Origin of the sequence: Clostridium sp. Marseille-P2415, from assembly GCF_900155545.1 — a bacterium.
Classification (GTDB): domain Bacteria; phylum Bacillota; class Clostridia; order Lachnospirales; family Lachnospiraceae; genus Lacrimispora.
In genome coordinates this window covers 2,618,899-2,639,562 of sequence record NZ_LT732526.1, presented here as the reverse complement: position 1 = coordinate 2,639,562, position 20,664 = coordinate 2,618,899, and the positions used below count along the sequence as shown (strand labels likewise).

Sequence of the window (20,664 nt, the reverse complement as noted above, 5' to 3'; positions counted from 1 at the left end):
CTCAGGTATGTCCGCTGTTTTTCTGTTTATCTATTAAATCCTTAATTTGAGAAATGGAACCGGCATTCAGAGAAACAGAGACTGCCTCCTGATTTGCAGAGGCTGCTTCTATTAACTCTGTGCGTAGGATTGATACATCTCTTGGTGCATCGATCGCTAATTTTACCCAATCGCTCCCAATGTCCAGAACAGTAATGCAGATATTATCACCAATGGTAAGTGCCTGTTCTTTTTTCCTTTGAAGAATAAGCATATTAATCCCCCTTTTTTACGAAATCTCTAATTGGATGACGAAATTTATAGAGAGGATTATCCAAAATAACCTGTCTGGCCTCGCGGTTTTCCGTATTCACAGCAATGGGGCACTTTAAGTTAACTGTGCTATCGTCCATAGAATCATGAATGACACAAATAACATAATAAGAGACTGCCTCTTCATTGTTAAAAACGTTTAATAGCCTTTTATCTTCTTCGGATAATACGGGTACATAATCCGCATATAACTGGAACGGATTCATGAGGATAAATGATACTCCGAGATCCTCCACTGACTGAAGGCAAATCAGAGTATCACTATTATCCTGAAAGGCCAAGGGAACATAATTTTTTAAATCGGTAAAGCCAAACAGTCCATCGGAAAAATGGATGAATTCTTCTTCAGAACAAGAAATCTTACCGAAGTATTGTGTATTGATTTCCATAGGTACCTCCAGAGTACAGGATTAAGCAAGAACGTCTACCGGAGAGTGATTGAAGAAATTAGCGGCACTGGGTGGAACATAGATGGGTTTGCCAATATATTCAATTTTCACATCAGGCATTTGAGTAATTGATAATTCAACGTTGCCAGGAATAAACTCATAATCTCCTTTTGCAACTTTTAAATCGAAACTTAATTTATCCATTTGGTATTTAATTGTTAAATCAGGATCAGACCATTCAATATCAGGACCTGTAGTGGGCAGAAATTGCAGCCCAAAATCTCCTGTAGGCATTTGAGCGCGCTGTTTGATAATCTGATCAAGAGGATTTGAAACTTTAGCGTCTAACAAAAGTGCACCTTCCTTTGCCAATGTTGCGGTAGCTTCATATGCAGCAGTCTTTCCTTTGACGGCAGACTGGCGAACACTTTCCATAGTAGTGGGACAAATCGAGTTACGCGCGTCATAAGTATCAATGTGTAGTTTGATGGGGCGGCTTTCTATGGTCATGCCACCTTTTTTCCTATTAGTCTCTAATTCAGCTGTAGAACTTGTATATTCTAACTTTGCTCTTTGAATTTTAAGTTCATATTCAATCGGTATGGTAGTGATCTTAAGCAATGATTCCATATAAAACACCTCCAATCAAGTCTATTTCATGAAATCAATAAAAGATGGAGATAAGATACTGGTTCCGACTTTTAAGGCTGCATTGTAAGCATACTGATCCCACATATAGTCGGTAAGTGCTGCTGCCATATCAATACCTTCTACATTTTGCATCTGCTCCTGCAGGGAAATATCAGCATTTTCAAGCCTGTCTTTTGTTGTTGTCAGAAATTCCGTTTTAACTCCTAATTCAGTTACATTATTAAGAATGCCTGTACTTACTTCATCAAATTTGGTCATAAGCTTCCCATATGCATCCGCATCGAATGTTTCCTGGTCCAGAAGGTCAGCAAGCTGGCCGGCCAGGACGATGGCGTTATTGCTTAATCCATCTTCATCTTTCCCGTATCCGATTGCTTCTATGCCAGGCAGTGATGTATCGAATGCGCTGGAAGGCATTACCTGATCAAATTCATCCATAGAAAGCCCCATGCCTAAATCTACATAAACATTTTCATTGGCAAGTTCAGTGAGCTTTTCATAATCCCCTGTTCCCTTTGCGGCATCTACGTTAATACCGCGGTAAGTAAGAATATTGTCATCAGACATGCTGAAGGGTGCATTCTTGCCGTCAGCACCGGCAAATAGAAAAGTATCTTCATAGGAAGCGTTCAAACTCAATACCATGGATTTTTGATGTTGGCGTATAGCGGTTGCAAAGGTTTGCCGGATCGAAAGGTCACCATTAGTACCGTTAAGTGCTTCTACGCTATACTCTTTGTTGATGGTCGTAACGATATTGGATATCTGCATCAATGCGTCTTCCTGTCCATCCTGACGGGATTGAACATCTTTCAGCATGCTTAAGTTATCCTGGTTCTTGTAATATTTGCGGTGAAGCTGAGATGCCCGGGCAGCAGCAGCAGGATCTTCCGCAACGCTGTTAAAGCTGCGCTGGGTCATAACATGAGTTCTGGATAAATTCAAATTGGATATTGTAGTGGAAAGATTGCTTTTATAATTTCTCAGGATTGCATTTGTCGTAATTCTCATTTCATTACCTCCTATCTGCCGACTATGCCTGTATTGTTAATTAACACATCCAGTGCTTCATCGAGTGTTGTCATAAGGCGGGCGGCAGCCGTAAAAGATTTCTGATACTGCATAAGGCTGATACCTTCCTCATCTAAGGAAACCCCGGATACAGCATCTTTGCTGTCGGCAGTTTGTTTAAGAACGGATACATGGTTATTGAGGATTGCGGTGTTAGAGGAGCTGTCAATACCCTGTGTATTTTCTAAGTTAGAATAACATTGGTAGAAATCGCCGGTAAAGAATGTGATATATCCGGTTTGGGAAACTCCCGCATTATCCAGGTATGTATATTCGTATTTAAAATCCCGTTCATCGGTCAGAGATTTTAACATTTTTAAAATGTTGTCATTGGCAGTTGACCCGGCATTTTCATCGTGAGATGAAATGATGTGGATGCTGTTGTTCATCCAGTCATCTGAAATTTTTATGTTGCTGGCAGTAAAGGTTTTGCTGCCGTCAGAAGTTTTAAACAAGTCATAGTTTTTGATATTAGTGGGATTGGCCTCATAAGTTATGGATAAATCGGTTCCGTCTGCCGCTTTTATACTGGTACTGGAGATTACGGTACCGGAAGTTAAAGGAGCTGTGCTTGTCCAGGCCAGTTTTCCGGTAGCCGCATTATAAGCCCAGGTACCGGCAGTATCCGTACCGTTTACCTTCATAGTGGCTGCATCCGTGTTTAATTGAGTGGCCAGATTGTCTAAGCTATCCTTAAGATTTGCTCCTATTGCTATTGTACCGCTTGTGCCATCACCAAAAGTATAGGTCTGTCCGTTTATTTTTATCGTTTCATTTTTCAGAAAGTTACCGGATGAATTTGTGAAGCTAATACTATACTCTGCATTCTCAGACCCGGTACTTGTTAATTCTTTTGCAGACCCGGTTGCTGGAATCTTAGAAGCTCCGGTATAAGGAACCGTGTTGGTGTTCAGTTCATTGAATGTTTTGGCTATGTTCTGAACCAAGGCGTCAAGAGATTTTTCATAATATCCGATCCCTCTGAAATCAGTTGCCGGATTATCCAGTTCTCCGGATTTATTTAGCGAATCTACGATACCTTTTATAGAACCATCTTTTAAATAGTCGGTAATATCTGTTTTAAGTGAGGTTACATCTGTACCAGATGGAAAATCACCGGCAGGAATGAGGGAAATGGAAACAGTTCCATCCTCGCTGCCGTCAGCTTTTTTGTTACGTTCCACAGAGAGAGAAGCAAAATTTTCGCCGTGTTCTCCTGCCGTAAGATTGTAGGTCATACCATCGGAACCTGTAAACTTGACAACCGGATATTCATACTTGGTACCGGTGGAAATTGCAATTTCTTTATAGGTTACACTGATGGGGAGATAGCTGGCGAGCTCATCCAGTTTGTTGTTTCTTTGGTCCTTGAGCTCTAATGCAGGATTGCCCTGTACCTGGCTTTTCCAAATGGCATCATTCAATTCTCCTATATCAGAAAGAAGGCTGTTAACAGTTGGAATATCGGTTTTCTCCAAACCGCTGATGGTTTCCTCCCGAACATTTTTTAAGTCATCAGCCTTTTGATGGAAATAGTTTAAGAGCGTCTGAAATGAGGAGCGCACGTTGATGTCCAGGCTGCTGTCATTTGCAGTAGCTGATAGCTTATCCAAATTGCTGCTTATATTGGAGAGAGCCGTCTTAATGGCATCCCTGTCTGTCTCGTCAAAGACATTTGCCAACTGGTCCAGGGTACCCTGACGTGCATCAGCTGTTCCTACTTTGGCTATCTGATTCCGGTACTGGACATCAAGAAACGGGTCCCGTATCTGGGATATACCGGTAATTTCAACACCATAGCCGATTTTGGTACTGGGGTGGGTGCTGATAGCTTCGCTGCCGTTAAGATTAAGGCTTACTAAGTCCACCTGCTGTCTGGTATAGCCGGTTGTGTTGATGTTCGCTATATTCTGTCCGGTTACGTCAAGGGCGCGCTGGCTGGCTGTCATGGCCAGCTGGGCGATGGTGAAACCGGAAAAAGTAGATCGTGTCATAATAGTCCCTCCCATTTAGCTTTGTCTGCAGTCATTCCTTTTTGGGAATTATTGATGGTTTTATTTATCATGTGAAGATTGATCTCGATCATAGAACGGGCACTTTCGTTTGTGTCCTGAAACTGACGGACCTGATGAGTGAGCGTATCAAAAAGCTTTTTCAGCCGGTTATGCTCAGTACCGGATGTTTCCGAAAGAATCTGCTGAAACGTATAACCCTTGTAACCAAGACGTTCCTGGCAGGTTTCCCGCTTTTTATCAAGACCTCTCAGCTTCAATATGGCAGCCTGTTCTTTGTTCATGCAATCTTCCACATAGGTGATCCGGTTCTTTTTAGAGGCTTCCAGCTTTGTCTGTTCAATCTGAATGAGCTCCTGAAATAAATGAATAAAATCCTCAATTACCGTAATAAAATCATTCATTGAAATCCGCTCCTTTGTATAAAAGAATCCTATCAGCAATCTTATTGGCATCTACCTGATATGTTCCATTTTCAATCCTCTGCTTTAAGCTGTCCAGTTTTTCTTCCGATGCGGGCTGCTCGACTTCTTTCATAAGGATATTTTTAAGGGTAGAGATAAACTTCGAATCCTGCGCTTCCTGTGAAGCGGAACGGATGGTGATTTCATCATAATTGTTTTTTCCGGATTCGGAAGCGTTGATTTCGGCCTGATCCTGATTTTGTCGTATCATGGATGTATTATACAGCGTACTAAAATAGTTCGATGAAATACGCATGAATTTACTCCTTTCTAAGAGCCTTGGAAATGCCACTGTTTTTTCATTACATCTATAATATCGTCAGTTTGAGAAAAATATTAACTTTATAAAATGTAATTTCTTAATTAAAGTGAGTATAAATGCTTTAGCAGCACATTCGAGATGTTGGAGCATGATACCTGCCTGGTAACGGCTCCGATGTTATAGGCCACCATGGGCATGCCGTAGACAACACAGCTTTCCGCATCCTGTCCAATGGTAAAGGCGCCTTTTTTCTTCATACTGAGCAGACCGTCGGCTCCGTCACGCCCCATGCCGGTCATGATGATCCCAACAGAAGATGCTCCGGCTGTATCGGCTACGGATTGGAACAGAACATCTACGGAGGGGCGGTGTCCGCTCACCTTTTCACCGGTGTAGCAATTTACGGTGTAGCGGCTTCCCACCCGGACTACTTTCATCTGCAAGTCGCCGGGAGCGATAAGCACCTGTCCCCGTTCAATGGCGTCTCCGCTTTGAGCCTCTTTTACACTCATATGGCACAGGCGGTTTAACCGGTCCGCATACATTTTGGTAAAGCCCTCCGGCATATGCTGTGTAACCACAATACCAGGCGTGTCTGCAGGGAGGTCCTTAAGAACCTGAAGCGTGGCTTCTGTTCCGCCGGTGGAAGCCCCTATGGCAATGATGGTATTTACGGCATTCATGCTGAATGACATTCCGCTGGCCAAAGGTTTTTGAGGAATGACGGGAGCAGCAGCGGCAGCCGGCAGCTTAATCCTGGCACGGGAAGCAATGAAGATTTTACTGATTAAAGTGTTTAAGAATGTGTTGGCCGTATTGCTGACAGACATGTCGGGTTTTCTGACAAAATCCACGACACCTGCGGACAGCGCTTCAAATACATTTAAATTCAGAGAAGACACCAAAATAACCGGAACCGGATATTTGGGCAGCAGTTTTTTTACAAATTCAATGCCATTGACCCGTGGCATCTCCACGTCTACCGTTACTACGTCGGGCTTAAGCACAGGTATCTTACGCTCTGCGTCAAAGGCATCAATCGCATATCCAATTACCTCTATATTAGGATTTTGGGAAAGATTATCAATTAATACCTTACGAAACAGCAAGGAATCATCTACTATGAAAACGCGGATTTTTTCGGTCATAATTTACTCCATTCTATATAAATTATAAAAGCACATACCGGTTCAAATGCTTTTTATATTTTTGTTGTTTATTTATAAATCTGTGTAATATAAAATCCATTTACTGAGGTAGTAAGGCAGTAAATAGATTTTATATTAGACAGATTATTCTTTTCGATAGGTAGCCGGCATCAGATATTTGTAAGGTGTTTTTTCCTTATTGATTGTTTCGGAATGTCCGATCAGTAAGTATCCGCCCGGGGCAGTTGCATCATAGAAACGCTGAATCAGTGAATCTTTGGTGCTCTGGTCAAAGTAAATCATTACATTTCTGCAAAAAATAACATCAAATTTTAATCGGAACCGAATGGGATCCATCAGGTTAAAGGTTTGAAAGATCACATTTGATTTAATGGCCGGCGCAACCGAATATACGCCCTGCTCTGCCGTTTTAACAAAGTATTTGGATTTCCAGGAAGGGGATAAGTTTTTCAATGAATCCTCATCGTAAACAGCTTCCTTTGCAGCCTTTAGTGCATTCTGGGAAATATCGGTAGCCAGAACCCGGGTATCCCAGAGGGCGGCCTGCGCCCCCAGGGTTTCCTTGATGATCATTGAAATGGTATAAGGCTCTTCACCGGAAGAGCAGCCAGCACTCCAAATGCTTAGAACTTTATTTTTTTTCGTACTTAATAAATAAGGGAGAATGGTATCACGGAAGAATTTAAAATGTGCCTCCTCCCGCATAAAGTAAGTATAGTTTGTCGTAAGCTTATTCAGCATCACTTCTAAGTCAGCCGGGTTCTTTGATGAGATAATATGGTCGATGTAATCCGTAAAGGAAGCGTATCCCAGAGAGATGATCGTGTTTGATAATCTCCCCATAATTAACTGCATCTTTTTTGATAAGTCGATTCCGTAATTTTTTTTCACAAACTCTACCAGCCGTGTGAAGTCTTGCTGTGAAAGTGTTAACATAGAGAAGCCATCCTTTATGAGTTATTAACTAAGGTTTCACAATCCAGAAGCAGAACAACATTGTTGTCTGGCATAGATATCATACCGCTGACCAGTTCTTCGCGGTTATTGGCAGGAACCGCGGAGATCCTGGAATAGTCAATATCCAGAACCTGCTCTACGGCATCCACAATAATTCCAATGAAAACGGAATCTACATTTAAAACGATGACGCAGGTGGTATTCGTATATTCGATCGCCGGCTTGCCCAGCCTTAGGCGGATATCAATGATCGGTACGATCTGTCCCCTTAAATTGATGATCCCTTTTACATAATTCGGCATCATAGGTATGGCAGTGATAACATGGTTGGTGATTATTTCAATGATATAATTGGTGCTTATACCAAAGATCAGGTTATCCGTGTGGAAGGTTAAGTAGCGTTCCATGACTTCTGTTGTGCCGGTAGCAAAATCTTCAGGTGTAATATTATCTGCACCAGATATAGCTGTTTGCGTATTCTCTGCTGACATTTGTATTCCTCCAATTCCAATTAGTATTGATTATGTGATGCAGCATACAGATTTAAAACGTCTAATATGATGCTGATATTGCCGTCACCAAGAATGGTACAGCCGCTGATGCCCGAATCCTTTATGTTAAAGCTGTTTAAGAATACCGGAATCGGTTTTACGACAACCTGCTGTTCTCCTAAAAGGTCATCTACGAAAAGGCAGTAGGATTTATCACCGGATTCCACCCACACCAGAATTCCGTCTTCAATGTTCGTGATTTCCGTATCAATGTTATAAAGCCTGTGAATACGGATGATCGGATAGAACTGGTTCATGCATTTGATAATTTCATTTCCTTCGGTATCGTAGATCACATCTTCATTTTTCACCTTAAAGGATTGGCGGATATTGGCGATCGGAACCGTAAAGACAGATTTTCCAACTGAGATTTCCATACCGTCGACAATGGCCATGGTGAGCGGAATTTTTAAAGTAGTACACATTCCCTTGCCCAATTCACTGGTAAGGGTTATGGTGCCTCCAATGGTCTCAACATTTTTCTTGACCACATCCATACCGACTCCACGGCCGGAATACTCAGTAACCACCTCGTTGGTAGAAAAACCGGGAGCCAATAAGAGCGCCAGGATCTCCTTTTGAGTGTATTCGCTTTCGGGCTTTGTGAGGATGCCGTTTTTCTTTGCTTTAGCAAGAACTCCTGCAGGATTGACTCCGCGTCCGTCGTCGCTGATGGAAATGATCACCTCATTGGTCGTATGGCTTGCAGAAAGTATAATCTCACCCTGCGGATTTTTTCCGGCGGCAATACGTTCTTCAGCCGACTCCTCGATGCCGTGGTCCATGGAATTTCGGACAATGTGCATGATCGGGTCGCCGATGCTGTCCACGATGGATTTGTCTACCTCGGTGTTTTCACCAATAATGGTTAACCGTACATCCTTTTTGAGCTTTTGCTTCATGTCACGCACAATTCGGTTCATTTTCTGGAATACACCGGATACGGGAACCATGCGCAGGGACATAACGCTATCCTGAAGGTCATCGGTCAGCTTGCGAAGCTGTCTGGTAGCCTTTAAAAAGCTGTCAAGATTCTTTAAGTTCTGAATATCAGGTGAGGAAGTCACCATGGATTCCGTAATGACAATCTCGCCAACGATTGCAACCAGATTATCCAGCTTGGCCAGATTTACGCTGATCAAATTCTGCTTGCTTGGCATCTGGTGTCCGGTGCTGGCAGCAGGTGTGCTTTGGGTCCCGGTATTTTCGCGGGCAGAAGGGCTGGAGGCGGTTTGAATATTCTGCTTTTCTTCGGCGGGAGCACCTTTGGCACGTACATTTTCAATCAGTTCATAGGAACGGATATTGTTTAAGTTATTGATCTGGGAAATGGCTGAGTCCGCTTCCTTACGGGAATCAAAAGTCAGGAAAAAGCCTTTTTCAATGATACTGCTGCTGCTCTGGCTGTTTGTTTCCACATCGGTTGGATAAAAGCCGAATTCCAGTCCGGATTCTTTTAATGTGCTTATAAGCATAAATGCCCGGAGATTTTCCATCCCGCAGCCTTCATCAAAGAAGATCCGAAGGAAAAATGCAGCCTTATCATCAGGACATTCCGCCAGATCCATTCTGATTTCATCTAAATGAACCGCAGGAACAACGGTAGCGGCAGATTCATCCGGCTGCGGCGCTTCCTGCGGTGCGGCAGTGTTCCCGTTTTTTTCTTCCTTACCGGCCTGATTGTTATCCTTGCTGATTTTTTTCAGGAAGCTATTAATTTCCTGAGTCAGATTGTCGACATTATCACTAAGCGGCTCGTTGTTTTCTACCTTCGAAACTTCAGCGCGAAGCATATCGGTAGAACGGAACATTAAGTCAAAAAGAGTGCTTTTGTGGGAACTGTCAAGAGAGTCTAAGCCGTTCTCACGGATAAAAAAGAAAAGATCTTCAATATGATGCGCTATCTGCATCAGAGAGGAAAACTCCATCATAGCGGAAGAACCCTTGACCGTGTGCATGATACGAAAAATTTCATTCACATCATCCACCGTAAAATCTCCTGCTTTTTCGGCTTCTATCAGGAGTTCGTCCAATTGCTCCAGAAGGGAATTGGTTTCAAAGAGATACATATCAAGCATATTATCCATGCCGTTATCCATAATATTTACACCGCCTTATCTAGTTTAGTATATATTTATTTATCGGTATGGCTGGCTAAAAAATAATAGTAAATCGGATATCCTTTCGAAAAAATATATAAGACAACAGTTAAAATGGAGGCACAATATGGCAGATATTTTAAAAGTTACAACTCCGCTTTCCGGTTATGATAATTCAACGATCAAGAATAACCCGCAGGCCGGTCAGGGAGTGCAGATTCAAAATCCCGTAGACCCGTCTAAAGTCATGAGAGGGGATAACCGGTCTGATTCCGGCAGGAGCGGGGATCAGCAGATGGCGTTCCAGTATGAGTCGAATTTCGGCACGTTTCTCAATATGGTAAAAAATGTACCGGATATGTCCAGGATCTTTACCGATATATTTTTCCAGGGAGAAGAAATGCTGACAGGCGGAGTCATGGAGGATGAGGCTGCGCAGCAGATCGCTTCCTTTTTCAAGGCAGCGCAGATGCAGGAAGAAGAGATTCTTCCGTTTATGAAAGAGCAGGCCGAATCAGCGGTCCGCTTTAACGGCGGTATTTTTGACCAGCTGCGCAATGCTATGGCAGATACAAATTCTGTGGACTTAAAAGCTGAAATTTTGGATTTTATCAAGAAATTTAATGATATGTCTTCCGGAAAGCATATCCTTCATGATATAAATAATACAATAAAGGATATGGAGGGATATGTTTTTAAACAGACCAGAGAACAGATCCGTGCGTTGTTGAACGAACTGGATTTAAACGCGCCGGAGGGGGAAACGGCTGATAACAGTGCATTGTTAAAAGAAAAGGTTCTTCCGTTTCTCGGCCGTTATATAGCTGCCAATCATGATATGGGTACGATTCGGGATAAGATATCCCTTTTAACGGTGCTCATATCAAAATATGAAAACGGAGACAGGGCAGAGGTCCTGCAGTCTTTTTCCAGACTTACCGGTTATCAGGGATTCCGTAAATTCTTCGGCACCATGACTGCGGACCAATTTGACCAACTGCTGAACCAGGTCGATATGGATCAGGCAGCAGGGAAAAATGAATGGGCTGATAAGTTTTTGGATTTCTTAAGAACCGGTATCAGCGGAGGTACCGGGCTGGAAAACAAGCAAATGTTTCAAAGTATGCTGCAGACCATGGTTTTAAATGAAAGCGTATATATGCCTCTTTTGCATCTGGCATTTCCGGCAGACATAAACGGGCGGAAGATGTTTTCTGAGATGTGGATTGATCCGGATGAAGCGGGCAGCAGCACTCAGGCAGACGTAAGACATACATCCAGAATCTTTGCTAAATTTGATATTAAGGAACTGGGGCTGTTTAAACTGGTGCTTCTTTACGGGGACAATGCGGCTTCCGTTCAGCTCTATTATCCGGAGCAGATGCAGAAATTAGAGGGAAATATTCAAAAGGGAATAAAAAACATACTTGAGCAGCATCATTTCCGGGCAGATAACATATACCTGCAGGCAGGAGGCGGCCCTTCATCCCCTGTAGAAGTATTTCCGAAAATCCAGGAAAGGAAAAATTCAGTCGATGTCAGAATTTAAGAATACATTAAATAAAAAAGCGGTCGCGTTAAAATATGACGATACCAAAAATTCTGCGCCAATTATCGTGGCGTCCGGTATGGGATATATGGCAGAAAAAATTATAGAGACTGCCAATGAAAACGGCGTACCTGTGTATGAAGATAATTCCCTTGCAACGATTCTGACCCAGCTTGAGCTCGGGAGCCAGGTCCCGGATGAATTGTATCAGGTCATTGTGGATATATACCGTTATTTCCTGAGTTATGTGCCAGGTACGGAGGAGAAACAAATAACGGAGAACCCGGAGGAAATGAGGGAAGATGGGGAAGAGGATATAATAAACGAAGAAACGGAAACGGTGGAGCAGGATTATGTTGAAAGAATGTGAAAAAGCGTGTATTTATACTTTGGATGGAGTCTTTCTTGCAGAGGTAAAGGTCGTGGATTCCGATAAAGACAGCATGGGACTTATCGTTGAAGAGAAAGACATGGATAAAGTGAATACAGAGACTGTGATTGTATTTTATGACGGGGTACAGGGGCTTGTTACATGCAAATGCCGTTTGTCTGCAAGGATGAAGATTAACGGAGACGAGAGCGGAGAGGTGGGCGGAGCCATTTATAAAGTGCCGTGTCAGATTGATGAACTGGTTGGAGTGGAACAGAGAAGGAACGATTTAAAGGTCAGGGTTTCGTTTCCGGTCATGCTGGAGACTTCCGATGCTGATGGAAAGGTGACTAAAATACCTGCCAGAGTGAAGGATGTAAGCGCAGGAGGAGTCGGATTTGAGTCAAAGCAGAAATTAGCGGAGGAGCAGCTTTTTTCTTTCCTTTTTGAAACAGACACCGGCTGTACCAGGCTGAAAGGCTATGTTCTATGGGCCGAAAAGCTGTCTAAGGAGGAAGAACCGCCGCGGTACCGGTATGGCAGCCGCTTTTTAGATATGACCTCCTATCAGGAATCCATGGTCAGGAAATTTGCCTTTCAGGAACAGCTTAAGAGAAGAAAAATTCAGTAAATACTTATGTTGGGACGGAAACATGACGATAACAACTTTATATGGTTAAATTTGTGAGTGGTTATATATAAAGGAGTGATTGCATGAAACAAAAAAAGAGAGTTTTGGCAACAGCCGTGATGGCGGCCGTCTGCTTAAGCCTCATCCCCGACAAAACTATGGCCACCGATTCGATCAATTCGGTCAGCATTAAAGTGGGACTTAAGATTGAGGCGGGGGACCGTCTGCCTGACATCCAGATCGACAAAACAGATGCGGATGCTTATGTGACTTCAGGCGGAAAGCAGTATAAGGTAATAGACGCGGAATGGGTCACCTCTACTTCTAAGGATATGACCGTTGGGGAAGAACCTAAAATGAATGTTACTCTTACCCCTTCGGATGAATACGACGCTTACTTTAAGTCTTCCTATGAGGCTTCGAAGGTGAAGGTTAACGGAGGTACCTATTTAAGTGCCAGACGCAAAGGCAGCGATCTGGTGGTGACACTGAGGGCAAAGGCAGTCAAGGGCCTGTATGCGGAGCCGGAGGATGTGGGCTGGAAGGATACAAGGCTTGGCCAGGCTGTCTGGTCCAAGGGTGATAATACTTCAGGTGCCTATGAGTTATGGCTGTACCGTGGAAAGTCCATTATTTTAAAAAAGGAACAGGTAAAGGCTACCACCTATAACTTCTATCCTTATATGACGGAGGAAGGCACTTATTCCTATAAAATCCGTTCCGTTCCCTATAAACAGGAAGAACTGAAGAGCGGAAAAAAGAGTGACTGGGTGGAAGCGGATGAACTGGTGATCAGGGACCGGGATGTATCTGACGGAACCGGTAAGGAATCGGATACACTGAATGGTGTGGCAGGAAATCCGGAGATAAAAGAAGGCTGGGACCAGCAGGCCGGTATATGGTATTACCGGTATGCGGATGGAACCGTGCAGGCGAATTCCTGGCTGGTCCTTGATGATGTCTGGTACCGGTTTGACCAGGAAGGCAAGATGGTGACCGGTTGGCTCCTGACCGATGGAGATATCTATTATATGGATTCCAAAGGAGCCATGGTGACCGGCTGGAATAAAATTGACAACACATGGTATTATTTTTATCCGGATAACGGCTATGCTGCCCCCATGGGAGCAGCCGCCACGGATTGGCAGGTCATTAATGGATATTATTATTATTTTACCAGTCAGGGCGCTATGCAGAAGGGATGGATCAATCAGGCCGGAAGATGGTATTATCTCAATACTTTACAGGGCAGTCTGGAAGGTGCCATGCTAAAGGGCTGGATCACACGGAACGGCTATACTTATTTTACAGGAGAAGACGGAGTGATGGTAACCGGCTGGCAAAAGATAGACGGGCTTTGGCGCTATTTCAATCAGGATGGAGTCATGGCTGTTAATACGGTGATAGGCGGGTACCCTGTCAATGAGGATGGAGTGTGGGTACAATGAGAAGAGTGAAGATTAGAAAACTGGAAGTGTTATTTTTAACTGCCTGCCTGCTGGCTCTGACCGTTCTTTTGCCTATCAGTACTTACGGAGCCGAATCGGTAGTGATTCGAAGCGTAAATCTTAAGTTTACCAGTCAGTTTGGGGACGAGGAGATACTAATGCCGGAAATTACCACAACGACTTCCGGTGTTTCCGTCAAGGATGTTGTATGGAATCGGGATATCAGTAAATGGAAGGCAGCACAGAATGAGCGGGTGAGCGTGACTCTCACCTCAGACAGCACGATATTTGCGGATTCCTATAACCGTTCCGAGTGTAAGATTACAGGAGCCAAGTTTGTCTCTGCCAAGGCTTTGGATAATAATACTCTGGAGATAAAGGCAGATTATGTTCCTGTAGTAAAGCTCGGCAAGACATCCAGTGCCGGCTGGAGTGACAGTAAAAAAACGAAAGCCGTATGGAAAAAGGTAGAATTTGCTACTGGTTATCAGGTAGCCTTATATGCAGATGACAAGTTGAAAAAACGGGTTTCTGTGCAGACCAATACCGTGGACCTTTCTGAATATATGGATAAGGATGCGATTTATTACTATGAAGTCCGGGCCATTGGCTATTCCTCCGATGACCGCAAGTATATGAAAGAAGGAGACTATGTCACTTCGGATGATACCATTATGGAATATGATGGAGATACGACAGGTACCTGGAAAGGAAATACTTACAAGCAGGAGGATGGCGGGACTCCTACGAACTGCTGGAAGCAGATTTTAAATGACTGGTATTATTTTGACGGCAACGGAATCCGTCAGATAGGCTGGATCCAGTCGGGCCAAAGGTGGTATTATTTGAATCCTACCGATGGAAAGCTGCTGACTGGCTGGCAGTTTGTAAATGGGAAATGGTATTACTTAAATCCTGGCGGCGGAGAGATGCTGTCGGGCTGGATACAGCCCCAGCCAAGTGTCTGGTATTATCTGTATTCAGACGGAAGTATGGCAAGCAGTACAAACGTTGGCAGCTACTGGGTGGATGCTTCGGGTAAATGGATTCCGTAAAAGCTGGAAATTGGCGAACTTAGGAGGATTGGATTTTGGCAACGATAGACCAGTTAAAATTATCTGCGCTTACAAAAGCAAATGCAGGACAGATAGGATATACGGCAGCATCATCTGCCAAAGGAAATTTTAAGCAGGTTCTTAAATCGGTATTAAGGGCACCGGAAAGCCTTGATGAGATGTTTTCAGAGGCCTCAAGAAAATATGGGGTTTCCGAAAAGCTCTTAAAGGCGGTCGCTAAGGTAGAATCGAATTTTAACCCCTCAGCTACTTCCGGGAAAGGAGCGGCCGGAGTTATGCAGTTAATGCCGGCCACCGCCAGATCCTTAGGGGTGGATGATCCATATGATGCCAGAAGCAATATTATGGGGGGAGCCAAATATTTAAAAGAAAATCTGGAGCGGTATAATGGAAACGTGGAGCTCACCCTGGCAGCATATAATGCCGGTTCCAACAATGTGAGCAAATATGGCGGGATTCCTCCTTTTAAAGAAACTCAGGAGTATGTTAAGAAAGTTATGAATTATATGGGGGGAACGGAAACTGCATGGAGTACTCCGTCATACTCTCAGGCGGTTTCCGGAAGCACGGGAAGTAACATTTATCCATTTTCGGCGGATTATAACCCTTATTATTCTCAGGGATCTTTTCCTGCGTCTGATTTATTAAGTGCTCTGGGAACTGTTTCAAGCTATTCGGATGAATCGGAGGGCGGAAACCTCGTATCCAATAAATCGGATTATCTTTATTTGATCGAACTGATGAAACTGCGAATGCAGATGGCTTCTTACAGCATTTCCAGCCAGTTTGATACAAACGGCTCAGATACCGGATCAATCTATAATTTATAAAATCGAAAGCCTTATGGAGAAACTGATAACTCAGCTCTGCCATAAGGCTTTTTTATTTACGCGGGCAACGAGCCAAACGAACATGTCTACAATGGGAGGTTAACAGATTTTAACATAATTAAACAGTAATGATAGAGAACAAGCTGATATGGCCTGGCCCTTAGAATAATGCTTCAAGATTAAAGTAAGCTTCCAATAAGACATGCCTCATACATAACGTACCGGAGATGTACTATTTATGCTATGTATGGGGCATGCGAAAGATTTGTACTATTGTTTGGAAAGTGTGTCACTCACTTTTACTAAAGCCTCTATAAAATAAGATTTCTTGATGGGCTTGAATACAAAGGGAATGGAGGGACCTAATTCTTGTACCATCTGAAGCGTTTTATCATAAGCCAGTGAGCTGATTATAATAATTCCTGCCTCCGGATAGTGTTCCAATAAGCGTTTGGAAGCTTCAATACCATCTATTCCCGGCATTATGATATCCATGGTTACAATATCGGGCTTTTCCCTTTCAAAGGTTTCCAGAGCTTCTTCCCCGCTTCGGCACTGACAGCTCACATCAAAATTTGTTCCTGTCAGTAATTGTTCTATTTCATTACGTGTTACGATTGAATCGTCGACAATCATAATTCTTTTTTTCATAATAGCTTCCCTCCTTTTAAGCTCTAATTACTTCCGACAATAATATCGCCTTCGCTGTTTTTGTAAATAATGCTGCTGGAATACTCCTCCTGGACTAATAGGCTGGAGGGGCCCATTCGAATACGGACCACCGGAAGTAACTGCTGGCATTGAATCAACCCTGTCTGCGCCATATCACCCGCTGTTATTTCCTCCAGACGGTTTGTTATTTCCTGCTCTCTGATATTCAAAAAATCCGAGGCTTGTTTTAAGCTTTCCAACAACTGCTGCTTATCCTGTCTCTGTGTGGTCTCAAGATATGTAATGTTTTTTCTTATTTCAGACATATTATGGTGAAGCTGTTCCAGTTCCCGGGTCAGGCGGTTTGCTTCTTCCACGTTTTTCGGAATATTGGCGATTGTTAATTCGGTAATGAGCCGGCGCACTTTGGAGCCAATAATGCGCGCATTAATATTGTTTGTAGCCAGAAGGGACCCCCCAATGATCACCCCGATGCCGGAGGTTACCACAATGTCCTGGCCGCTTTCCACTTTGGAGTTAATAATGCTTTCCGCATATACATTTCCGCCGGCTGATACGGTACAATGTTCCAGATAACGGCATTTTATGTAGGAATCAGAGGTCAGTACACCGCGCCCATTTCCTGACATGCCGCTGGCAATGGTAATGGGGCCGTTAGCTGTTATTTGTGCACCCTCAACAGAACCACGGATATCAATGCTTCCGGTAGCCTTGACAGAAAAGCCGTTTCTTACATCTCCGCTGATCAGAATATTACCGTCGTAATCCAGATTTCCTGTATTATTATCTACATTTCCATTAATCTTAAGGATAGGATCTACTTGAAACTTGCCGTTCATAAATGTGACATGCCCTGTTTTTTGAGAGAGCAGGAGCGTACGGTCTTCGGAGAGAACCGTATTGCGTCCGGAAGGGATGGAAACGTTCGTTCCCTTAATGTCGCAGGGATATGACTGCCCTGTAATGGTCATACCATTTTCACCTGGTACGGCAATGGTTATTTCACAGATGACATCTCCTTCCTTAACGGATTGAATATTGTTCAGATTCTTGTAATCAACAGATCCGTTTTCATCTTCTTCAAACTCAAGCTGAAGAACGCGCTTGTAATGGTCTTTAATGGAGCCGTCGATTCCATTACGGGCCAGGATCCCTTTGGCAACCAGTATAGCCTGATCATATATATGTTTTTCGGCAATTAATTTCAGGGCATCCTCCTGGATCCCGGTTGTTACATGTTCTTGTGCAAGAATTGATCTCAAGTCCCCTTCGCTTATGTCCTGTCCGCCGTTCAGTGGATGGATAACATAGAACCATGCAGCCATACGGTCCTTAGAAATATAAAGCTGAGGCTGAGCGGCCCTTGGCTGGGGTTCCTGCTCCTGCGAAGTAGCAGCTGTTTGTTTTAAAACATTAGATAATGAGTTCATTTTGCTGGCAAACTGGTTGCATTCAATGTATAATATTTCTTCATTAACCCGCACAAGAAGCGGATCTTCAGATGGCCCCCATATGTATGAGGGCGAGAGAGCAGCTTTGTTGGTCCCGGGAGGTGTGGGTATTGCGGCAGAACTTTTTTGAGCGGTTGTATCAACAGCTGTATCCTCAACAGCTTTGTCAACAGCTTCCGTTTCAGCTTCCTCCGGTGAAACGGAAGAGTGTGCCATGGTTTCTTCCGAAGGTTCTGAAGAACGTTTTACGCTTTGAAAAAGGCTAAATAATCCTTTTTTGGTTTTCTCTTTCATTTTTTTCTCCCCTAACATTAAAGAATACCTGCTATTCCTTCCTTATGTGCAGGCAATAAGCTAATTTCATATCGTCATTTTGGAAGTGTTTAATAAGCCATGAAGATATGACGCTATTATGTTTTGCAATTTAAAGAAATGCTGGCTCCGGTTTCCGGTTATTTCATTTTTATGCTATGTATGATCTTTTAAAGTAAGTCTTGAGCTTTCTTAGAATGTAAGATAATCGGATTGATCCATGAGAGTTTCTTTATTAAAATGAGTTAAGATATAATTGTCCAGAAATTCAAGTCTTTCATTCATTTTGGTCCAGCCCGGGCCCTTGAAAGCCGCCTCCATTGATTTATTCATGGCTGAAAACAATCCGCAATGCAGAATGTCAATCATTGAATCACCGGTTATCAGGGCCTCCGACTCAATATACGCCATAGGTACACCTCCTTCTTAATTTAAATCAATCATATTGTCTATATCGGCAAACTTTAGCAGAAATATAACATAATAGTTGTCTTTATTAGTTAAAACTATTGACTGCGCAAAAACCTTATTAAAAATAATGTAAAATAACTGTTGACATTTGTCGAATGCTTTGATATGATATAACTCGCCGCTGAAAACGGCGGCAAAATTTCTTTTAAAACACATCGGCGATCGATGAAAAAGTTTTTAAAGAAAATGAAAATAAAGGTTGACAAGAACAACCGGTTATGATATTCTATGTAAGTTGCTGTTAAGGCAGTGACGGTAGAATAAGCACTTTGAAAACAGAAGATTGAACAGTATGTAAAACCCTGAAAATTCTAAAAAATAAGCCATGTTTGATGGCTTTGAATGAGAAGATTCAGAACGAATACAAGCAATTGTATACGAACCAAACAACAAGTAAAACGGGAAATAAATTAGCTAGTTAGTTGATTTTGACCCCGGATTGAACAACATTTTAATATGAGAGTTCGATCCTGGCTCAGGATGAACGCTGGCGGCGTGCTTAACACATGCAAGTCGAGCGAAGCAGTTTGAATGAAGTTTTCGGATGGATTTTAAATTGACTGAGCGGCGGACGGGTGAGTAACGCGTGGGTAACCTGCCTCATACAGGGGGATAACAGTTGGAAACGACTGCTAATACCGCATAAGCGCACAGTGCCGCATGGCACGGTGCGAAAAACTCCGGTGGTATGAGATGGACCCGCGTCTGATTAGGTAGTTGGTGAGGTAACGGCCCACCAAGCCGACGATCAGTAGCCGACCTGAGAGGGTGACCGGCCACATTGGGACTGAGACACGGCCCAAACTCCTACGGGAGGCAGCAGTGGGGAATATTGGACAATGGGGGAAACCCTGATCCAGCGACGCCGCGTGACTGAAGAAGTATTTCGGTATGTAAAGGTCTATCAGCAGGGAAGAAAATGACGGTACCTGACTAAGAAGCCCCGGCTAACTACGTGCCAGCAGCCGCGGTAATACGTAGGGGGCAAGCGTTATCCGGATTTACTGGGTGTAAAGGGAGCGTAGACGGCGCTGCAAGTCTGGAGTGAAAGCCCGGGGCTCAACCCCGGGACTGCTTTGGAAACTGTGGAGCTGGAGTGCAGGAGAGGTAAGTGGAATTCCTAGTGTAGCGGTGAAATGCGTAGATATTAGGAGGAACACCAGTGGCGAAGGCGGCTTACTGGACTGTAACTGACGTTGAGGCTCGAAAGCGTGGGGAGCAAACAGGATTAGATACCCTGGTAGTCCACGCCGTAAACGATGAATACTAGGTGTTGGGGAGCAAAGCTCTTCGGTGCCGCCGCAAACGCAATAAGTATTCCACCTGGGGAGTACGTTCGCAAGAATGAAACTCAAAGGAATTGACGGGGACCCGCACAAGCGGTGGAGCATGTGGTTTAATTCGAAGCAACGCGAAGAACCTTACCAAGTCTTGACATCGGAATGACCGGTCCGTAACGGGGCCTTCCCTTCGGGGCATTCCAGACAGGTGGTGCATGGTTGTCGTCAGCTCGTGTCGTGAGATGTTGGGTTAAGTCCCGCAACGAGCGCAACCCTTATCCTTAGTAGCCAGCAGGTGAAGCTGGGCACTCTGAGGAGACTGCCAGGGATAACCTGGAGGAAGGTGGGGATGACGTCAAATCATCATGCCCCTTATGATTTGGGCTACACACGTGCTACAATGGCGTAAACAAAGGGAGGCGAAGCCGCGAGGTGGAGCAAATCCCAAAAATAACGTCTCAGTTCGGATTGTAGTCTGCAACTCGACTACATGAAGCTGGAATCGCTAGTAATCGCGGATCAGAATGCCGCGGTGAATACGTTCCCGGGTCTTGTACACACCGCCCGTCACACCATGGGAGTTGGTAACGCCCGAAGTCAGTGACCCAACCGCAAGGAGGGAGCTGCCGAAGGCGGG

The 20,664-nt window shown here is 43.8% G+C and carries 20 protein-coding genes and 1 rRNA gene; 7 read left to right on the top strand and 14 right to left on the bottom strand.

The window, feature by feature from the left end; all coding sequences use genetic code 11:
* Position 1 precedes the first annotated feature (1 nt).
* The 11 genes from BQ9856_RS16955 to BQ9856_RS16905 form a co-directional block, all read right to left on the bottom strand.
* Entirely contained in the window at positions 2-253 is a 252-nt protein-coding gene (locus BQ9856_RS16955; protein ID WP_077612083.1) for a carbon storage regulator, read from the bottom strand.
* Position 254: 1 nt separating this feature from the next.
* A complete protein-coding gene (gene fliW / locus BQ9856_RS16950; protein ID WP_077612082.1) occupies positions 255-701 on the bottom strand; it encodes a flagellar assembly protein FliW in 447 nt (148 codons plus the stop codon).
* Between the two features lie 21 nt (positions 702-722).
* Complete coding sequence (locus tag BQ9856_RS16945) at positions 723-1,331, bottom strand: DUF6470 family protein (protein WP_077612081.1); 609 nt, start codon at positions 1,329-1,331, stop codon at positions 723-725.
* A 21-nt stretch (positions 1,332-1,352) separates the two neighbouring features.
* The gene (locus BQ9856_RS16940; protein WP_077612080.1) at positions 1,353-2,363 is read right to left on the bottom strand and encodes a flagellin N-terminal helical domain-containing protein; all 1,011 of its coding nucleotides are present in this window, start codon (positions 2,361-2,363) and stop codon (positions 1,353-1,355) included.
* 11 nt (positions 2,364-2,374) lie between these two features.
* On the bottom strand, positions 2,375-4,417 hold the full coding sequence (flgK, locus tag BQ9856_RS16935) for a flagellar hook-associated protein FlgK (protein WP_159442022.1): 2,043 nt from the start codon (positions 4,415-4,417) through the stop codon (positions 2,375-2,377).
* Positions 4,414-4,839 (bottom strand): flagellar protein FlgN, encoded by a 426-nt coding sequence (locus BQ9856_RS16930; RefSeq protein WP_159442021.1) that lies wholly within the window; start codon positions 4,837-4,839, stop codon positions 4,414-4,416. The genes flgK and BQ9856_RS16930 overlap by 4 nt, the downstream gene beginning before the upstream one ends.
* Positions 4,832-5,155 carry a flagellar biosynthesis anti-sigma factor FlgM gene (gene flgM / locus BQ9856_RS16925; protein WP_077612077.1) on the bottom strand — a complete coding sequence of 108 codons (324 nt, stop codon included), beginning with the start codon at positions 5,153-5,155 and terminating at the stop codon, positions 4,832-4,834. Before flgM ends, BQ9856_RS16930 begins: the two co-directional genes overlap by 8 nt.
* A gap of 107 nt (positions 5,156-5,262) precedes the next feature.
* A complete protein-coding gene (locus BQ9856_RS16920) occupies positions 5,263-6,309 on the bottom strand; it encodes a protein-glutamate methylesterase/protein-glutamine glutaminase (protein ID WP_077612076.1) in 1,047 nt (348 codons plus the stop codon).
* 144 nt (positions 6,310-6,453) lie between these two features.
* Positions 6,454-7,266 carry a CheR family methyltransferase gene (locus BQ9856_RS16915; RefSeq protein WP_077612075.1) on the bottom strand — a complete coding sequence of 271 codons (813 nt, stop codon included), beginning with the start codon at positions 7,264-7,266 and terminating at the stop codon, positions 6,454-6,456.
* A gap of 14 nt (positions 7,267-7,280) precedes the next feature.
* Positions 7,281-7,778, bottom strand: coding sequence for a chemotaxis protein CheW (locus tag BQ9856_RS16910; protein WP_077612074.1), 498 nt, complete (start codon positions 7,776-7,778; stop codon positions 7,281-7,283).
* Between the two features lie 20 nt (positions 7,779-7,798).
* On the bottom strand, positions 7,799-9,937 hold the full coding sequence (locus BQ9856_RS16905) for a chemotaxis protein CheA (protein WP_200801321.1): 2,139 nt from the start codon (positions 9,935-9,937) through the stop codon (positions 7,799-7,801).
* A 127-nt stretch (positions 9,938-10,064) separates the two neighbouring features.
* Here BQ9856_RS16905 and BQ9856_RS16900 point away from each other — a divergent pair, with 127 nt between their 5' ends.
* The 6 genes from BQ9856_RS16900 (at position 10,065) to BQ9856_RS25575 (ending at position 15,841) form a co-directional block, all read left to right on the top strand.
* A complete protein-coding gene (locus BQ9856_RS16900; protein ID WP_077612073.1) occupies positions 10,065-11,486 on the top strand; it encodes a hypothetical protein in 1,422 nt (473 codons plus the stop codon).
* Positions 11,473-11,856 carry an EscU/YscU/HrcU family type III secretion system export apparatus switch protein gene (locus BQ9856_RS16895; RefSeq protein ID WP_077612072.1) on the top strand — a complete coding sequence of 128 codons (384 nt, stop codon included), beginning with the start codon at positions 11,473-11,475 and terminating at the stop codon, positions 11,854-11,856. Before BQ9856_RS16900 ends, BQ9856_RS16895 begins: the two co-directional genes overlap by 14 nt.
* Entirely contained in the window at positions 11,840-12,487 is a 648-nt protein-coding gene (locus tag BQ9856_RS16890; RefSeq protein WP_077612071.1) for a PilZ domain-containing protein, read from the top strand. The genes BQ9856_RS16895 and BQ9856_RS16890 overlap by 17 nt, the downstream gene beginning before the upstream one ends.
* A gap of 83 nt (positions 12,488-12,570) precedes the next feature.
* Positions 12,571-13,935: an N-acetylmuramoyl-L-alanine amidase family protein gene (locus tag BQ9856_RS16885; RefSeq protein ID WP_077612070.1), complete on the top strand. Its 1,365-nt coding sequence runs from the start codon at positions 12,571-12,573 to the stop codon at positions 13,933-13,935.
* Entirely contained in the window at positions 13,932-14,990 is a 1,059-nt protein-coding gene (locus BQ9856_RS16880) for an N-acetylmuramoyl-L-alanine amidase family protein (RefSeq protein ID WP_077612069.1), read from the top strand. The genes BQ9856_RS16885 and BQ9856_RS16880 overlap by 4 nt, the downstream gene beginning before the upstream one ends.
* Positions 14,991-15,025: 35 nt before the next feature.
* Positions 15,026-15,841, top strand: a complete 816-nt coding sequence (locus tag BQ9856_RS25575) for a lytic transglycosylase domain-containing protein (protein WP_328587254.1) — start codon at positions 15,026-15,028, stop codon at positions 15,839-15,841.
* Positions 15,842-16,111: 270 nt separating this feature from the next.
* Here the strand turns inward: BQ9856_RS25575 and BQ9856_RS16870 are convergent, their stop codons facing one another.
* The 3 genes from BQ9856_RS16870 to BQ9856_RS16860 all read right to left on the bottom strand — a co-directional run bounded on the left by BQ9856_RS16870 (position 16,112) and on the right by BQ9856_RS16860 (position 18,687).
* Positions 16,112-16,492: a response regulator transcription factor gene (locus tag BQ9856_RS16870; RefSeq protein WP_077612068.1), complete on the bottom strand. Its 381-nt coding sequence runs from the start codon at positions 16,490-16,492 to the stop codon at positions 16,112-16,114.
* Between the two features lie 23 nt (positions 16,493-16,515).
* On the bottom strand, positions 16,516-18,258 hold the full coding sequence (locus tag BQ9856_RS16865; RefSeq protein WP_159442020.1) for a DUF342 domain-containing protein: 1,743 nt from the start codon (positions 18,256-18,258) through the stop codon (positions 16,516-16,518).
* A gap of 210 nt (positions 18,259-18,468) precedes the next feature.
* Entirely contained in the window at positions 18,469-18,687 is a 219-nt protein-coding gene (locus BQ9856_RS16860) for a hypothetical protein (protein ID WP_077612066.1), read from the bottom strand.
* A 512-nt stretch (positions 18,688-19,199) separates the two neighbouring features.
* Here BQ9856_RS16860 and BQ9856_RS16855 point away from each other — a divergent pair.
* Positions 19,200-20,664, top strand: a 16S ribosomal RNA gene (locus BQ9856_RS16855).

Excerpts from the sequence above, each read along its gene's own strand:
- flgM (WP_077612077.1), bottom strand. The coding sequence starts at position 5,155 with ATGCGTATTTCATCGAACTATTTTAGTACGCTGTATAATACATCCATG.
- BQ9856_RS16955 (WP_077612083.1), bottom strand. The coding sequence starts at position 253 with ATGCTTATTCTTCAAAGGAAAAAAGAACAGGCACTTACCATTGGTGAT.
- BQ9856_RS16945 (WP_077612081.1), bottom strand. The coding sequence starts at position 1,331 with ATGGAATCATTGCTTAAGATCACTACCATACCGATTGAATATGAACTT.
- BQ9856_RS16920 (WP_077612076.1), bottom strand. The coding sequence starts at position 6,309 with ATGACCGAAAAAATCCGCGTTTTCATAGTAGATGATTCCTTGCTGTTT.
- BQ9856_RS16910 (WP_077612074.1), bottom strand. The coding sequence starts at position 7,778 with ATGTCAGCAGAGAATACGCAAACAGCTATATCTGGTGCAGATAATATT.
- BQ9856_RS16915 (WP_077612075.1), bottom strand. The coding sequence starts at position 7,266 with ATGTTAACACTTTCACAGCAAGACTTCACACGGCTGGTAGAGTTTGTG.
- BQ9856_RS16940 (WP_077612080.1), bottom strand. The coding sequence starts at position 2,363 with ATGAGAATTACGACAAATGCAATCCTGAGAAATTATAAAAGCAATCTT.
- fliW (WP_077612082.1), bottom strand. The coding sequence starts at position 701 with ATGGAAATCAATACACAATACTTCGGTAAGATTTCTTGTTCTGAAGAA.
- BQ9856_RS16885 (WP_077612070.1), top strand. The coding sequence starts at position 12,571 with ATGAAACAAAAAAAGAGAGTTTTGGCAACAGCCGTGATGGCGGCCGTC.
- flgK (WP_159442022.1), bottom strand. The coding sequence starts at position 4,417 with ATGACACGATCTACTTTTTCCGGTTTCACCATCGCCCAGCTGGCCATG.
- BQ9856_RS16870 (WP_077612068.1), bottom strand. The coding sequence starts at position 16,492 with ATGAAAAAAAGAATTATGATTGTCGACGATTCAATCGTAACACGTAAT.
- BQ9856_RS16905 (WP_200801321.1), bottom strand. The coding sequence starts at position 9,937 with ATGGATAACGGCATGGATAATATGCTTGATATGTATCTCTTTGAAACC.
- BQ9856_RS16880 (WP_077612069.1), top strand. The coding sequence starts at position 13,932 with ATGAGAAGAGTGAAGATTAGAAAACTGGAAGTGTTATTTTTAACTGCC.
- BQ9856_RS16860 (WP_077612066.1), bottom strand. The coding sequence starts at position 18,687 with ATGGCGTATATTGAGTCGGAGGCCCTGATAACCGGTGATTCAATGATT.
- BQ9856_RS16930 (WP_159442021.1), bottom strand. The coding sequence starts at position 4,839 with ATGAATGATTTTATTACGGTAATTGAGGATTTTATTCATTTATTTCAG.
- BQ9856_RS16865 (WP_159442020.1), bottom strand. The coding sequence starts at position 18,258 with ATGAAAGAGAAAACCAAAAAAGGATTATTTAGCCTTTTTCAAAGCGTA.
- BQ9856_RS16900 (WP_077612073.1), top strand. The coding sequence starts at position 10,065 with ATGGCAGATATTTTAAAAGTTACAACTCCGCTTTCCGGTTATGATAAT.
- BQ9856_RS16890 (WP_077612071.1), top strand. The coding sequence starts at position 11,840 with ATGTTGAAAGAATGTGAAAAAGCGTGTATTTATACTTTGGATGGAGTC.
- BQ9856_RS16895 (WP_077612072.1), top strand. The coding sequence starts at position 11,473 with ATGTCAGAATTTAAGAATACATTAAATAAAAAAGCGGTCGCGTTAAAA.